A 15845-nucleotide genomic window follows, 5' to 3' on the forward strand; every position below is an offset into this window, starting at 1 on the left:
AGGCCGGAACCAGGAGTACGGACATGGCAGAGATTGTCTTGTCCCAGATCGCCAATGGCTTGGTGCTGGGATTTCTTTACGTGCTGCTCGCGATCGGACTGTCGATCATTTGCGGGCTGCTCGGAATCGTCAACTTCGCGCACGGGGCGTTGTTCGCGCTCGGCGCGTACTTTGCCATCGCGCTCTCGACGCAGTTCGGCTGGTGGGCCGTATTGCTCGCGCCGGTGCTGGTGGCCGCGGTCGGCATGCTGATCGAGGTCGTCTTCATTCGCAGACTCTATGGCAAGGAGCCGCTGCTCGGGCTGATCGTGACGTTCGCGTTGTCGTTGCTTCTCACCGCGCTGATCCGGCTCGTGTGGGGCGCGGGCGGCCTGCCGTTCAGCCCGCCTGCGGCACTGTCGGGTTTCATCGTCTACGGGCCGCTCTTGCTCACGAAATACCGCTTGTTCGTGCTCGTCACAACGGTCGTGATCCTGCTCGCGCTCTGGTGGTTCCTCAAGTTCACGCCGTACGGACGCATCCTGCGCGCCGGCAGCCGCGATCCGGAGATGGTCGGCCTGCTCGGCATCAACCTGCCGCGCGTCCTGACGGGCGCGTTCGGTCTCGGCGCGCTGCTCGCGGGCGCGGCGGGGCTGCTCGCGGCGCCGCTCTTGACCGTCACGCCGAGCATGGCGACGGCCGCCGTCATGCCGGCGTTCGTGATCGTGACGATCGGCGGACTGGGCTCGTTCGCGGGCGCGGTGGTCGCGGGGCTGCTGGTCGGGATCGTGACGGCGCTGGCCGTGCAGTTCTTCCCGGAGGGCTCGGCGGTGGCGATGTACATCCTGATGGCCCTCGTGCTGCTCGTGCGTCCGCGCGGGCTATTCGGTGAACGCTGGGAGCGCTTCGAATGAACTTCAAACTCGTATCCCGACACCCGGTCGCGCTCCTCGCGATCTGTCTTCTGTTCGTTTCGGCGCTGCTCGCGATGACCGGCACGCCGCTCGAACGCGCGACGCAAGTCGCGATCTACGCGCTCTATGGCATGGGCGTGAACCTGCTGGTCGCGTACACGGGGCTCGTGCCGTTCGGGGCGTCGGTGTTCTTCGGGACGTCGACGTATCTCGTCGCCGTGTCGCTGCAGCGCTACCTGCATAACGAAGTGCTGGCGCTGGCGTTGAGCGTGGTGCTGTCGGCGGCGATGGCGTTTCTCATCGGCGCGATCGTGCTGAAGCGCCGTGGGCTCTACTTCTCGCTGCTCACGCTCGCCTGCTCGCAGATCGCGTTCGAAATCGCGTTCAAGTGGACAGACGTGACCGGCGGCGAGAACGGCCTGCAGGACGTGCCGCGCCCGATGTTCGCGACGTTCCCCGCATTCCACGTCTTCGCTTGCGTGACGGTGGTCCTCGTGGCGTGGGCGTTGTGGCGGCTCGTGCATTCGCCCTTCGGCCGCGCGTTGCAGGCGCTGCGCGACAACGAGCAGCGCGCGTCGAGCCTCGGCTACGACACGTATCGGCTGAAGCTCTCCGCGTTCGTGATCTCGGCGGCGATCATCGGCTATGCGGGAGGCTTGCTCTGCCTGATGCTGCAGGGCGCTTACGCGAACAACCTGAGCTGGGAACACGCAGGCGACAGTTTGCTGATGACCGTGCTCGGCGGCGTGCATCAGTTCCTCGGGCCGCTGTGGGGCGCGATTGCGTTCATCCTGCTCGAAGACAAGCTGAGCGGCCTCACGGAACACTGGTGGCTGCTGTTCGCGCCGATCATCATCGCGTTCGCATTCTTCTCGCCGGAAGGCATTCAGGGACTCGTGCAGCGTGTGCTGAAAAAGCCGCGCTGGACGCTCGTGCGCGACACAATCCCCGCGCGTCCGAGCGTGATCCAGCCGTACAAAAGCGCTCGCATCGACGCCGATCCGAATACGCCGATCCTCTCCGTGCGCGGCCTGTCGAAGCAGTTCGGCTCGCTCGTTACCGCTGACAAGATCGACCTCGATGTCTTTCCGTATCGGCTGCACAGCTTCATCGGTCCGAACGGCGCGGGCAAGACCACGTTCTTCAACATGCTGACGGGCGTGCTCCAACCGACGTCCGGACAGATCCTCTTCGACGGCCAGGACGTCACCCGCCTCGCGATGTTCAGGCGCGTGCGGCTCGGCATGAGCCGCTCGTTCCAGATCCTGAGCGTGTTCCGCAACCTGACGGTGTTCGAGAACGTGCGCGTCGCCGTTCAGGCGGCCGGGCGCGGACGTCTCGGCATGTGGCTCGATGCGCACGGCTCGGAGGCGCAGAACGCGCGCACGTGGTCGCTGCTCGCGGCGGTCGGGTTGGTCGATAAAGCGGCGGCGTCGTGCGAGAACCTGTCGCATGGCGAGCAGCGTCTGCTCGAGATCGCGATCTCGCTCGCGACGCAGGCGAAGATCCTCCTGCTCGACGAACCGCTCGCGGGACTGGCGGAAGCGGATCGCGAGATCGTCGCGAAGATTGTGCGGGAACTGGCGAATCACCATGCGGTGGTGTTGATCGAACACGATATCGATCGCGTGCTGGCGATTTCCGATCGCATCAGCGTGCTGCATCGCGGACATCTGATCGCCGATGGCGCGCCTTCGGAAGTCGCGGCGCACCCTGAAGTGATCGAGGCGTACATGGGTCGTTCGAAACTGACCGTGCCTGCGGCCGAGCGCGTGAGCACGCGCATCAAGCGCGCCCCGGCGACGAAGCCGCTTCTCACGATCAGGAACCTGAAGGCCGGCTACGGCGGCAACACGATCCTCGATGGTCTCGACCTCACGCTCAACGAAGGCGAAGTCGTGGCGATCCTCGGACGCAACGGCGTCGGCAAGACGACGACGCTGCGCGCGGCCACAGGTATCGTGCAGTCAAGCTCGGGCACGATCACGTTCGACGGCCACGACATCACCAACAAGCCGAGCCACTACATCAACCGGCTCGGCCTTGCGATGGTGCCCGAAGGACGCAGGCTCTTTCCGAACCTGACCGTCTACGAGAACCTGCGGCTCGCGGCGCGCAAGGGCGGCGCAAGTGTGGACGAAATCTACACGCTCTTTCCGCGGCTTGCGAACCGCAAGGACACGCGGGCAGAAAACCTGTCGGGCGGCGAGCGGCAGATGGTGGCGATCGCGCGCGCGTTGATGGCGCCAGCGAAGGTCATCCTGCTCGACGAGCCGTTCGAAGGGCTCGCGCCCGCTGTCGTGCAGGAAGTACTCGATGCCGTCGTGCGGTTGCGCGACCGGGCGAGCGTGATCATCGTCGAGCATCAGGCCGATATGGTCCTGCCGATCTCGGACCGCGTATACGTGTTGGTGAACGGACGCGTCGCCTACCAGAACACGGCCGAAGCGCTGGAGCAGGACGAGTTCACGCAGGCGAGGCTGCTCGGGGTCATGCATGAGGAAGCGACGTCGCAGCCTGAGGCCGCTGCATGACGGCAATCGTGACTGGCGGCGCTCGCGGGATCGGATTGGGCATCGCGCGAAGGCTCGCGGCAAAGGGGCGCCGGATCATTCTCTGGGACATCGATTTCACCGACTTCGATTCGTCCCCGGCAGGATTCGAGCCTTTGCTGAAGCAGAAGGTGAACGTCGCCGATCTGGCATCGGTGACGTCCGCTTTCGACGATGCCCTAGCGGTGGCCGGCCGCATCGAGATCCTCGTGAACAACGCGGGCATCAACGGACCGATCGCTCCAACGTGGGACTATCCGGTCGATCAATGGCAACGCGTGCTCGATATCAATCTGACGGGCGTGTTCAATTGCTGCCGCGCCGTCATTCCGCACATGCGGGAAAACGCGTACGGACGCATCGTGAATATCGCATCGGTGGCGGGGAAGGAGGGCAATCCCGGTAATAGCGCCTACTCGGCCGCGAAAGGCGGCGTAATTGCTTTTACGAAGTCGGTCGCAAAGGAACTGGCGCAGTCGGGCGTGCTGGTCAATTGCGTAGCCCCGACGATGGCCGAAACCGGCTTGCTTGAGCAAATGACGCCGGAATTTATTGCTTCGATCAAGGCGAAGATACCAATGGGCCGGTTCGTTGCCATTAACGAAAATGCGAACATGGTCGCGTGGATCGCAAGTCCCCAGTGCAGTTTCACGACCGGCTTCACTTTCGATCTGACTGGCGGGCGCGCGGCGTATTGAACGCTCATCTTATATTCGGACGAAATCCAGGGCGCTGATTGCGCCCTTTCTGTTTTCTTCTCCTGCCAAACGATAAATCGGTCAAAAAGACCCGGGAAATCGTTTGAGTCCGCGGTAATCCATACCTATGAACATTTACCCCGGCTCGTTATGGGGTGAATCGTGTCGCTTTCGCACAGCATCCCAAACCTCACACGAGAAATCTTCTGTAACAGGTGGCTAGATCAATAGGTATTTTCTTAACGGCATACCATATCACTAAAGCAATTCTTGCCTTTCTTCAGACTGTTACGTCTCGTAACAGCATCTGGCATTTGCGGACAAATATACTTCGTTCATCCAATCACACCGCAGATACTACCGATGAAAGCCAACAACGAGACGAATCACCAAGGCAGCGTTGCAGTAGAGAATACCGATTCCAATGAATCGAAAGTTTCACGTAGAAATTTCCTGTCGATGATGGCGGCAGGTGCAGGAAGCATGGCTCTCGCGGCCTGCGGTGGCATTGGTGAAGGCGATGGCGATTCTGCCGCGTTGAACGGCGTCGCGAAGGCTGCGACCACGGGTTCCGCCGACGGCACCACGATCCCGCCGGCAGCGTCCATTACCGATTCGGCTGGCGCGATCTGGACGGTGGTGAGCGGCGTCGTAAAGAAGAACGGCGCATCCGCCGGCTACACGAGTCAAGTTCAGATGCTGCTCTACAAGGGCGGCAAGGTTTATCAGCAGAACGTCACCGGCAACTTCTGGTACTGGAGCGGCACCGCATGGGTCGCAACGACGGACCCGCGCACCACGACCTCCGTTGCAGCGCCGCTCTTCTACGGCGTGAACGGCCACATGGCGTGGGGCAGCGGCATCTATCAGACGCTTTCGGCAGCCGCGCAGCTCGCGATCCTCAAGGACCTGGGCGCGAGCGTCTACCGCGCCGACACGGCCGACGCCGGCATGTCGCAGACGATCGCCAATGCGTTGAATGGCGCGTTCAAGAACAGCGGCGTGACCATCATGCCGGTCATCAATCCGCGTTCGGCGGGCTGGAATCAGTCGGGTACCGAAGCCGCGGCGTACACGCTCGGCTACAACCTCGCCGTGAAGTGCACGACCCCGCTCAAGGGCCTCGTCACGCACATCGAATGCGGCAACGAACTCGATACGGTCGGTCTCAAGATCGGCGGCGACGGCAGTGCTTCGACCGACTGGAGTCCCGCTTACTGGCCGGCATTCCGCGGCGTGATCCGCGGCATGATCGATGGCGTAAAAGCGGTCGACCCGACGATCAAGTGCGGCGTGAACGTGGGCATCCCGATGGCGTACCGCGCGCTGCAGATGCTATGGAGCGGCATCACGCCGAACGGCACGGCGAACGGTGTCGGCGGCGCGGCGAACGTGCGCTGGGACTTCACGACGTATCACTGGTACAAGAGCTCGTACAACATCCAGAAAGCCGGACCGAAGGCTTCGGTCGACGTGCTCCAGATCCTCAAGGACTCGTTCGGCGTGCCGATCTGGCTGACGGAATTTGGCTGGTCCGGTTCGAAGGACTCGGCTCAGTCTGCCGCGGACTACGTCACGACGGCAATGACCCAGTACAAGTCGGTCAAGGACAAGTACAACGTCGAGTGCATCATGCTTTACGCAGTGATCGATGCCAGCTACGGCCTGATGCAGATGGACGGCAAGACGAAGAACCCGGCGTACTCGGCTTACAAGAACTTCGTCGCGGCCAATCCTGTTTGATGACAGGTGGTTCCAAGGTGCGCAGTGCGATCAACGTGCTGCGCTGCGTGAAGTTTCCTTGCCTTTGATGAACAGGTGAACGTCGCATCGAAGGGCGTCGATGCACAGGCGGTCAGGACAAAAGAACAATGAGAGATTCCGCCGAAGTCGGGTACAAGGGTTTTTCCCTCACGCCATTAACGGTAGAAGAAGACGGGTCGTACACCGCGATGCTCATCGTGTGCGATCCCGACGGGGTTCAGCGGGCGAGCGGCGCGCTGGGAAACTTTCCCTCCGCGCTCGAAGCGATGCGGTTTGCGCTCAGGTACGGGATGGCCGAAATCGACGGCTGTCGTGTGCCTGTGGTGATGTGAGAGGCGGGCGACGAAAGCGCCGTGACGTGCTTTCTCACTCTGTCTCGTTGTCGTCAGTGTCGGCGTTGGCGCCATTCGACTCCTTATTCATGGCAGCGTCCACGAGTGTCGTCGCGATCTCCGGGCGGGCTTCCTTTCGCTCGCTGTATCGATCGGTCAGATAATCAGAGCGATCCCGCACCAGCAGTGTGAACTTGTAGAGCTCTTCCATCACGTCGACTACGCGGTCGTAGTAGGAAGAGGGCTTCATTCGGCCCTCGGCGTCGAACTCCTGCCATGCCTTTGCGACCGAGGATTGATTCGGGATGGTCACCATACGCATCCAGCGTCCGAGAATGCGTAGTGCATTCACCGCATTGAACGACTGTGACCCACCGCACACCTGCATGACCGCCAGCGCGCGGCCTTGCGTGGGACGCACGCCACCGCTCTCAAGCGGTAACCAGTCGATCTGGTTCTTGAACACGGCAGTCAGTGTGCCGTGACGCTCCGGACTGCACCACACCTGGCCTTCCGACCATTCCGAGAACTTGCGCAATTCAATTACTTTCGGATGATCGGCCGAAACGCTGTCCGCGAGCGGCAAGCCGTGTGGATCGAAGACACGCGTCTCGGCGCCGAAATGGCGCAGAATCCGTTCAGCTTCGAGTGTGAGAAGCTGGCTGTACGACGTGGGGCGCAACGAGCCGAAGAGAAGGAGGATTCGCGGGGAGTGCGTTGAAACGGCGCGTGGCTCGAGCTTCTGGACATCTGGCGTATCGAGGTGCGTTACGCTAACGTTGGGCAACTCCTGCATCATCAAAACTTCTCCGTCCTGGTTCGTAAATGATTACGCGTTGATTCGGTGCTTCGCTTCGTACCAGCCTTGTGAACGATTGACGATGCCGACAACGAACAGCATCACCGGCACTTCAATCAGCACGCCGACTACCGTGGCAAGTGCTGCACCGGAATGAAAACCGAACAGGCTGATAGCGGTGGCTACGGCAAGTTCGAAGAAGTTGCTTGCGCCGATCAGGCTCGAAGGGCCTGCTACAGAGTGCGCGACGCCCAGGCGGCGATTCAACAGGTAAGCGAGTCCCGAATTGAAGAACACCTGAATCAGGATCGGCACCGCGAGCATGGCGATGACGAGTGGTTCCTTGACGATCGCCTGCCCCTGAAACGCGAACAGCAGTACGAGTGTTGCAAGCAGCGCCCCGATGGAATACGGGCCAAAGCGTGCGACCGCTCGCGAGAAATGCGCTTCCCCTTTCGCCAGCAGATGGCGCCGAAGCAACTGCGCAACGATCACGGGGATGACAATGTAAAGCCCCACCGAGATGATCAGCGTATTCCACGGAACCGTGATCGCCGACAGTCCAAGCAGCAGCGCGACAAGCGGAGCGAACGCCACGATCATGATCGAGTCATTCAGCGCCACTTGCGACAGCGTGAAATACGGATCGCCTTTGCAAAGTTGCGACCAGACGAACACCATCGCCGTGCAAGGTGCGGCGGCGAGCAGAATGAGGCCAGCGATGTAACTGTCGACTTGATCTGCCTGGAGCCAGGGCGCAAAGACATGTCGAATGAAGATCCAGCCGAGCAAGGCCATCGAAAACGGCTTGACGAACCAGTTCACAAAAAGCGTTACGCCGATGCCACGCCACTGACTTTTGACCTGCGTCATGGCGGCGAAATCGATCCTGAGCAGCATCGGGACGATCATGACCCAAATCAATACGCCGACCGGCAGATTGACCTGCGCCACTTCCATACGACCGATGGCCTGAAAGAACGGCGCAAACATCTGGCCGAGCAGGACGCCGCCCACGATGCAGAGCGCAACCCAAACCGTCAAATAGCGCTCGAAGAATCCGATCGCGGGGTGTTCGGCGGGGAGCGCCGTGTCAGTGCTGCTCATATCATTCCTCTACGGGGTTCTCGCCGATGGCACACATCTCGTGCTGGCTTGCAAGGTCCACCCGACCGAGTACAGTTGTCCCGGAATTGCACCTTGCGCGAGACGTCGGTATCCAAGCGCTTCACGGGGCATCTCCGCAACAGTCTGGAGGATCGCTCGCCTCGCACGCCGTGCCAGAGCAGCAGTTCTCCGTCAGAAAACCGATGAGGTCCGTCATCGCGCAGAAGTTCGCCGTGTAGATAACGAAGCGTCCGTCCTGTCGCGATTCAACCATGCCGGCATGCGATAAATCTTTCAGGTGAAACGAAAGGCTGGAAGGGGAGAGCCCCAACTCCTGGGCGAGCTCACCCGCGGCCTTTCCTTCCGGGCCTGCCACGACCAACAGGCGAAAGATCGCGAGGCGCGATTCGTGAGCGAGGGCGCTCAGGGCGCGCACAACAAGTTTCGAGTTCATGTGCTGAACGATAAATGAACGGATTTGACATTTCAAGTAATATCGAAATGATGACTCTAAAGGGTCTAGTTTTTTGGGCACAGCAGGGCACGCACAGGCACAGATAGGCCGCGCCTACACGTCACTTCGCATACTGCGCAAGAAACATATCGGCGGCCGCTTCCGCCACTTTCTTTTGCTCTTTCTCCGAGAGCCGCGGCTGGCCCATCGTTACCTGAGGCCAGAACGCGAACGCCTTCACCAATCCATGTAACTGCTGGGCGGCGAAGGCCGGGTCTTTAATCGCGACACGGCCATCCACCGCCGCCGCGCGGATCCACACGCTCAAGTCCTCCTCCCGCTCGCCCATGCGCGCGACCATATCCCGCGCACGCTCCGGTGAATGAATGCCCGCCGCGATCGCCACGCGCGCCAGCGACAGAAACGCCTCGCTGTCGAGAAGACGCAGCTTGCGCATGAGCAAATCGAGCAGTTGCGCGCGCAGGGGCGCATCGGCGTCGTAGGCGGGGGCGTCGCTCGTCTGGCTTGCGTCCCACAGTTCGTGCAGGATCGCCGCAAAGAGGACTTCCTTGCTCTCGAAATGGTTGTAGACCGTGCGCTTCGAGACGCTCGCGCGCGCGGCGATGCGATCCATGCTGGTCGCGTCGAAGCCGGACGCGATGAACTCCTCGACAGCCGCATCGACGATCGCGGCGCGCTTCTTGTCCGTCAGGCGTTGAGGAATGGCGTTCGAATTCATCGTTCGATTTTACACTGACAAGTTTACTTTTTTCTCAAAAATAAACTACACTGTCCAGTCTACTTCCGAACCGGTACCGACATGTCAACGCTCATCGATCTCATCGGCCGCAAGCTCGGTTTCGCCGCCGCCAAGCGCTCACGCGTGCTGTCCCGCACCTCGCCGCAGCACGACGGCGAGCGCTTTCGCAACGTCAAGCCGCGTCCGGCCGAAGGCTTCGGCAAGACCTTGCGCATCATGTGGAACGTGCTGCTCAACAAGCCGGGCGGCACGGTGCCCGCGCAGGCGCCGGACGTCGAGACGGTGACGCGCGCGCAGCTGGACGCCGCGCCTGATCGCAGTCTTTACCGCCTCGGTCATTCGACGCTGCTATTCAAACTGCGCGGGGAGTTCTGGCTGACCGATCCGGTGTTCGGCGAGCGGGCATCGCCGTTCAAGCGTGTCGGTCCGAAGCGCTTTCACGCTCCGCCGATCGCGCTTGACGACTTGCCGTCGCTTGCCGGCGTGATCCTCTCGCACGATCACTACGACCACCTGGACCGCGAAACCGTGCTGGCGCTGGCCGCGACCACGGGCGTGTTCGTGACGCCGCTCGGCGTCGGCGACCGGCTGATCGAGTGGGGCATCGACGCGTCGAAGGTGCGTCAGCTCGACTGGTGGCACAGCGCGTCGATCGGCGGGGTGACGCTGACGGCCACGCCCGCGCAGCACTTCTCGGGGCGCAGTCTGTTCGACGGCAACAGTACGCTATGGGCGTCGTGGGTCATCGTCGATGACGATCTGCGCGTCTTCTTCAGCGGCGATACCGGCTATTTCGACGGTTTTCGCGCGATCGGCGAGCGGCTGGGTCCGTTCGATGTGACGCTGGTCGAAACGGGCGCCTACGATGCTCAATGGCCCTACGTCCACATGCAGCCCGAGGAAACCGTGCAGGCGCACGTAGATCTGCGCGGCCGCTGGCTCGTGCCGATTCACAACGGCACGTTCGATCTCGCGATGCATCGCTGGCAGGAGCCGTTCGAGCGTGTCACGGCGCTGGCGCTCTCACGCGGCGTCGCGGTTTCGACGCCGCGCATGGGCGAGCGGCTGGATCTGGAGGCGCCGCATCGCGGGGAGAAGTGGTGGCGTGAAGTTGCGGAAACGGTCGAGGCGCCGAAGACGTCGTGGCCGTGGTGTGCGTCGTCGGAGCAGAAGTCGTAGCCGATGGCAAGTCAGATTGATGTGGGCGGAATGGGTTGTGCCTCGTAAATGAAGCGCAATAGGGCCTTGAAACGCTTATACGCTTTTTATAAGTGTTTTTTAGCACCGAGGTGCGGTCCTCGGATCACCCCGCGCCTCCCTCCTTAACCCTCTTCCGATGCGCCGCGACTTTCGCGCGGTTTCCACAAATCGCCATGCTGCACCAGCGGCGCGCGTGCCCGCGCGTGTGATCGGCGAACAGCAGCGTACACGCCGGGCCCTGGCACGCCTTCACCTGCGCGAAGTCCTCCTCGCACACGAGTTTCGCCAGCGCTTCGACGATTGGCATCAGCAACGATTCGGCCGCAGACCATCGCCGGCGCATGCGAAAAGCAAACCCCACTTCATCGACGACGATCTCGCCATGCTGCTCGTCGCGTTCCAGCGCGCGATTCAGCGGCTCGAGCTCACGCAAATCCTTCGGCGATAGCGCGCGCCCTTTGCGCTTCTGTACGAACACCCTGAACCAGTCGCGCAAATCGCGCGCCTTCGCCGCGATTTCATCGAGCTCGGCCGACGACGCTTCCGCCCGCACGCGTCGGATCACATCCGCCGGCACGAACTCCGCCTGTTCGAGCCAGCTCAACAAACCCTCACCATCGGCGATCCAGTCGATCGGCTCATCGATCGGCGTGGCCAGCGAGTTCAGGAAGTCCAGTCCGGGTGCATCGGCGAGGAAGATCGCCGGAATCTCGCGGTAGTTCATTTTTCAGGTCAAGCGAAAGCATCACGATAGATTCATCGTAACCACTAAAAACTTGGTTGACAAGTTACTTGTTAAATAAGTAACCTTCTAATCACGTTTTTAAAGGTTACAACAACCACCGGAGAACACGCCATGTCCACGATCGCCAATCGCCAGATCGATGTCGACGGTTTCAAGGTTTTCTATCGCGAAGCCGGTCCGGCCGACGCGCCAAAGCTCCTTCTGCTGCACGGCTTTCCGAGTTCCAGCCATATGTTTCGCGACCTGATTCCGTTGCTCGCGGACCGCTTTCATATCGTCGCGCCGGACCTTCCGGGCTTCGGCCAATCCGACATGCCGAGCCACGATTCCTTCACCTACACCTTCGACAACATCGCCCACGTGATCGACCGCTTCACCGAGACGATCGGTTTCGATCGATACGCGGTCTACGTCTTCGACTACGGCGCGCCGACCGGCTTCCGGCTTGCGCTGAAGCATCCGGAGCGAATCACGGCGATCGTTTCGCAGAACGGCAACGCTTACGAGGACGGCTTGAGCGAAGGCTGGAATCCGATTCGCGCTTATTGGCAGGCGCCTACGCAGGCGAACCGCGATGCGCTGCGCGCGATGCTGACGAAGGAGACGACGACCTGGCAATACACGCACGGCGTGAGCGAACCGTCGGCGCTATCGCCCGACGGCTATTCGCTCGACGACTACTACCTGAGCCGCCCCGGCGCACATGACATCCAGCTCGACCTCTTCGGCGATTACCGGAACAACGTCGCGCTGTATCCGGCGTTTCAGGAATATTTCCGCACGCATCGGCCGCGCTTTCTGGCGGTGTGGGGCAAGAACGATCCGTTCTTCCTGCCCGCGGGCGCGGAAAGCTTCAAGCGCGACATTCCCGATGCGGACGTGCGCTTCTTCGATACGGGCCACTTCGCACTCGAAACGCACGCGAAGGAGATCGCGGCGGCCATCGCCAGCTTTTTGGCTTACTGACATGCCGCTGCACAACATGACGGTCGAAGCGAACATTGCGCGGTATGGCACGCTGGAGGAAATCGCGGAATTGATGGGGTTCGTGGGATCGCCCGGCGCTCGCTGGTTGCGCATGGACGGCGGCGAAGTGAAGTCGATATGAGCGTCACCCGGTTGCTATCGCCCAGTCGACGGCCGGCAGCCAGGTGACGAATCCCGCATCGGCCAGTTCGGAGCGCACGCGCTGAAGCTCGCATGTCAACGTTTCGTCGGCGCGGCCCTGAAGCACAACGGCAAGGGCACGTCCGCGTGCCGCGAAGAGCGTCGCCCAGGGCAGCGTCTCCAAACTCGTGTAATCCGCCAGCGCATCCGCGTGCCGCGTCGCGCCCGCCGCGTCGCTTGCCGCGAGCATCGCCTCGATGGCATCGCGATGGAACCAGAGATGGTTGTGGCCGACCGCGCCCTGCCGCAGCAACTCCGCGCCTTGCGCAAGAAGTTGCAGTCGTTCGGCAGGATCGTCGACGGCGCGGCTCAGCGCGCTCAGCGCCTTAGGCCCGCTGAACTGCGTGCCCACCTCGTCGCAGATCGCGAGCGCCTCGCGCAGCAGCCGCGCGGCGCTCCCGCGCTCGTTCGCGTCGATCAGCAAGCGCGCCCGGTTCTCCAGATTCTGCGCCTCGAAGCGCCGCGCGCCGAGTTGCCTGATCAGCCGCATCTCGCGTTCGAGATGCAGCCGCGTTTCCTCTGCACGCCCGAGTTCGAGCGCGGCGAACACGCCCATCGTCTCGCCGAGCATCTCCGCGCGTGGCTGGCCGACGAGCGCGGCGGCGCGCACCGCCGCCGCGCCGTCGTCGCGAGCCTGGCGCGCTTCGTTCAGGTACATGCGGCTGAAGCCGACCATCGACCGGTTCGCGACTTCGATCCGCCCGAGCCCGTGCTCGCGGCTCAATTCGACGCAGCGGCTGAAGTGCTCGAACGCCGTGCGCATGCGGCCTTGCGCATAAGCGGCGTCCGCGAGACCGCCGAGCGCGCGCGCCTCGGCTTCCGGTGAACCCGAGCGGCGCGCCTGAGCGAGACCGCGCTCGTGCTCGTCGCGACAGCCGTCGATCCGGCCGAGCGGGAAAAGGATGTTGCCGCGCAGATGATGCAGCCGCGCGCGTTCGGCAACGAGATCGTGCCGCTCGGCGACTTCCTGCGCAGCGTCGAGCAGCGCCTGCGCTTCGGTCAGCCCCTCGCTCACGCGCAGGCTCTCCGCGAGGCCAAGTTGTGCGCGGCAGAGGCACACGTCGTCGGGTGCGGCGGCCACGGCCATGCGGTATGTCTCGATCGAAGCGGCGACGTCACCCAGATCGCGCTGCAATTCGCCCATCAGGCAGCGAAGCGCGTGACGCTCGCCGTCGTCGCGAGCGATCGCAAGGCCGCGCGCGATCAGGCGCAACGCATCGTCCGGCAGCCACGCCGCGCGCTGTGCAAGCGCCGCGTCGAGATAGGCGTGCGCGGCGCGCGCGTCCTCCGCGCGGTCCAGATGCTGCGCGCACAGCACCGGGTCGCTCGCCGCGAACCATTCCGCCGCCCGCCGATGCAGCTCGCGGCGCCGCGCGTGCAGCAGCGTGGAATAGGCGCCCTCCTGGATCAGCGCGTGCGCGAACAGAAAATCATCGCCTTCGGGCAGCACGAGCGCATTCGCGACGAGCCCGTCGCACAAGTAGTCCGGGGCGTCGATCAGTTCACGCAACAACGCAAGCCCGAAGCGCTGGCCGATCGCAGCCGCGGCCTGAAAAGCCTGCCGGTCGAGCGTGGGCAGGCGGTCCATGCGCGCTAGGACGAGGCTGCGGATCGACGCGGGCACGGCTTCGTCGCGGCCTTCCTCCGCGTTGCGCAGCAGTTGTTCGAGAAAGAGCGGATTGCCGTCAGCCCGTTCGATGCACGCTAGTGCGACGCGCTGGGTCGCATCGATGAAACTCTCGGCGAGATCGAGCGCTTCGTTGCGTCGCAAGGGGCCCAGGTCGATCGTCGCGAACGGTGTGCCCCGGCAGCTCGCGCGCCACGCGGCGTCGAGCGGATCGCCCTCGACGCGCGATGTCATCACGACGAGGCCCGGCCCGTTCGCCAAAGCCGACGCGATCGCCGAGAGAAAGCCGAGCGTTTGGGGATCGGCCCAGTGCAAGTCCTCGACGACGATCATCACCGGCCCGCGCACGCACGCGCCCTGCACGAGCGACGCGACGAGCGCGCGTTTGCCGCGATCGCGCGCGCGGTTGTCCATCGCGTCGTAGAGCGTGCGCCATTCGCCGGTTTGCGGCAGATCGAGCAGATCGTGCAGGAACATCAACTGATCGGCCGCAGCCACGCGCAGCGCCGTCTCGCCGCGCTCGAGGACATCGGCCGTGGGCGCGAGCCCGAGCAGACTCCCGACGATCGCACGAACCGGGTCTTGCCCGCGACCCATGCCGAAGTCGAGCACGCGGCCGCGATGCGTCGCGAAGCCGAGCGTCTCGGCCGTGCGCCGCATCTCGTCTGCGAGCCGCGACTTTCCGATCCCCGCTTCACCGCGAACGTAGACGGCCTGTCCCACCTGCGCCGCCAGACACGCCCGCGCGATGCCCCGGAACTGCTCCAGCTCCGCCTTGCGCCCGACGAAGCGGCTGCGGTTGTCGCTCGAACGCTCGCCTTCGATGCCGGTCAGGCGCCACACGCGTACGGGCGCTTCTATGCCCTTGAAGCGCATTTCGCCGAGGGCGTCGGCGCTGACGGCCTCGCCCAGCGCGCGGCGCAGACCGTCGGCGATCAGCGTGTCGCCGGGGCCGGCCGCATCGACCAGGCGCGCGGCGAGATTCACCGAATCGCCGATGACCGTGTAGTCGCGAACGCCCGCACGGCGGTGCGTGCCCGCAATCACCTCGCCGCTCGCGATGCCGATATGCGCGACGAGCGGATGCGCCGCGAGCTTGCCGAGGTCCGCGAGCGCCGCGTGGATGTCGAGCGCGGCGCGGGCGGCGCGCAGCGCGTCGGTGTCGTGGGCGCGGGGTGCGCCGAAGAGCGCCATCACCGCGTCGCCGATGTGCTTGTCGATGGTGCCGCCGTAGCCGAGCACGATGTCGTCGACGAGCGCCGTATAGCGGCCGATGCGCTCTTTCAGTTCCTCCGCGTCGAGCGTGTGCGACAGCGCCGTGAAGCCGCACAGGTCGGCGAACAGGATCGTGACTTGACGGCGCTCGTCTGAAGAGGGCGCAGACGTCGGCTCGGAGCGTTCGGCAATCGCGGCCAGCAGCCGCTTGCGATGCCCGAGCGACGCGACGCCGATCTCCTTCAAATCGGCATCCGATATCTGCGCGAGCATGGCGAGATCTACGTCGTTATTGGCGAACGATTGTGCGTATTGTCCGAGCCCGAGCGCGTCGAGCCATTGACCGATATCCATCGCCACGACTCCCGTCACGTCAGATGATTCGAACGGCGTGCAATTACAGTGTAGGCCGCGGCGTAGCGCACCGCGCCTTGCAAATTGACACGCCCGCGCGCCACGGCGGATACTCACCGACGGACCGGCCTCCCGAAGTCGCCCCGGGGCCCTGTTTCCCACCGTCGTTCTCTGCGTC

The 15845-nt window shown here is 63.3% G+C and carries 14 protein-coding genes; 8 read left to right on the forward strand and 6 right to left on the reverse strand.

Translation table 11 applies throughout. The features are described 5' to 3' along the window. Nucleotides 1-23: 23 nt before the first annotated feature. The 5 genes from AWB67_RS18020 to AWB67_RS18040 all read left to right on the forward strand — a co-directional run bounded on the left by AWB67_RS18020 (nt 24) and on the right by AWB67_RS18040 (nt 6239). Entirely contained in the window at nt 24-893 is an 870-nt protein-coding gene (locus AWB67_RS18020) for a branched-chain amino acid ABC transporter permease (protein WP_087657620.1), read from the forward strand. Next, nucleotides 890-3427, forward strand: coding sequence for a branched-chain amino acid ABC transporter ATP-binding protein/permease (locus tag AWB67_RS18025; protein WP_087657621.1), 2538 nt, complete (start codon nt 890-892; stop codon nt 3425-3427). The genes AWB67_RS18020 and AWB67_RS18025 overlap by 4 nt, the downstream gene beginning before the upstream one ends. Further along, complete coding sequence (locus AWB67_RS18030) at nt 3424-4143, forward strand: SDR family NAD(P)-dependent oxidoreductase (protein WP_087657622.1); 720 nt, start codon at nt 3424-3426, stop codon at nt 4141-4143. The genes AWB67_RS18025 and AWB67_RS18030 overlap by 4 nt, the downstream gene beginning before the upstream one ends. Nucleotides 4144-4626: 483 nt before the next feature. Further along, nucleotides 4627-5886, forward strand: coding sequence for a glycosyl hydrolase (locus AWB67_RS18035; protein ID WP_235025207.1), 1260 nt, complete (start codon nt 4627-4629; stop codon nt 5884-5886). 128 nt (nt 5887-6014) lie between these two features. Further along, complete coding sequence (locus AWB67_RS18040; protein ID WP_087657624.1) at nt 6015-6239, forward strand: hypothetical protein; 225 nt, start codon at nt 6015-6017, stop codon at nt 6237-6239. A gap of 34 nt (nt 6240-6273) precedes the next feature. On the opposite strand, the gene arsH is transcribed toward AWB67_RS18040, so the two are convergent. The 4 genes from arsH to AWB67_RS18060 all read right to left on the reverse strand — a co-directional run bounded on the left by arsH (nt 6274) and on the right by AWB67_RS18060 (nt 9338). Then, complete coding sequence (gene arsH / locus AWB67_RS18045; RefSeq protein WP_087657625.1) at nt 6274-7038, reverse strand: arsenical resistance protein ArsH; 765 nt, start codon at nt 7036-7038, stop codon at nt 6274-6276. A 30-nt stretch (nt 7039-7068) separates the two neighbouring features. Continuing rightward, on the reverse strand, nt 7069-8145 hold the full coding sequence (gene arsB / locus AWB67_RS18050) for an ACR3 family arsenite efflux transporter (RefSeq protein ID WP_087657626.1): 1077 nt from the start codon (nt 8143-8145) through the stop codon (nt 7069-7071). A 121-nt stretch (nt 8146-8266) separates the two neighbouring features. Continuing rightward, on the reverse strand, nt 8267-8599 hold the full coding sequence (locus tag AWB67_RS18055) for an ArsR/SmtB family transcription factor (RefSeq protein ID WP_087657627.1): 333 nt from the start codon (nt 8597-8599) through the stop codon (nt 8267-8269). A 121-nt stretch (nt 8600-8720) separates the two neighbouring features. Then, on the reverse strand, nt 8721-9338 hold the full coding sequence (locus tag AWB67_RS18060; RefSeq protein WP_087657628.1) for a TetR/AcrR family transcriptional regulator: 618 nt from the start codon (nt 9336-9338) through the stop codon (nt 8721-8723). An 81-nt stretch (nt 9339-9419) separates the two neighbouring features. Here AWB67_RS18060 and AWB67_RS18065 point away from each other — a divergent pair, with 81 nt between their 5' ends. Next, a complete protein-coding gene (locus tag AWB67_RS18065; protein ID WP_087657629.1) occupies nt 9420-10538 on the forward strand; it encodes an MBL fold metallo-hydrolase in 1119 nt (372 codons plus the stop codon). A gap of 124 nt (nt 10539-10662) precedes the next feature. Here the strand turns inward: AWB67_RS18065 and AWB67_RS18070 are convergent, their stop codons facing one another. Beyond that, complete coding sequence (locus AWB67_RS18070) at nt 10663-11283, reverse strand: CGNR zinc finger domain-containing protein (RefSeq protein ID WP_087657630.1); 621 nt, start codon at nt 11281-11283, stop codon at nt 10663-10665. 132 nt (nt 11284-11415) lie between these two features. On the opposite strand from AWB67_RS18070, the gene AWB67_RS18075 reads away from it, so the two are divergent. Further along, a complete protein-coding gene (locus AWB67_RS18075; RefSeq protein WP_087657631.1) occupies nt 11416-12270 on the forward strand; it encodes an alpha/beta fold hydrolase in 855 nt (284 codons plus the stop codon). 1 nt (nt 12271) lies between these two features. Further along, complete coding sequence (locus tag AWB67_RS39565) at nt 12272-12412, forward strand: hypothetical protein (RefSeq protein ID WP_235025208.1); 141 nt, start codon at nt 12272-12274, stop codon at nt 12410-12412. Nucleotides 12413-12415: 3 nt separating this feature from the next. Here AWB67_RS39565 and AWB67_RS18080 read toward each other — a convergent pair whose 3' ends face one another. Next, the gene (locus AWB67_RS18080; protein WP_087657632.1) at nt 12416-15667 is read right to left on the reverse strand and encodes an adenylate/guanylate cyclase domain-containing protein; all 3252 of its coding nucleotides are present in this window, start codon (nt 15665-15667) and stop codon (nt 12416-12418) included. Nucleotides 15668-15845: the final 178 nt, after the last annotated feature.

The organism is Caballeronia terrestris, assembly GCF_001544515.1.
Classification (GTDB): Bacteria; Pseudomonadota; Gammaproteobacteria; order Burkholderiales; family Burkholderiaceae; genus Caballeronia; species Caballeronia terrestris.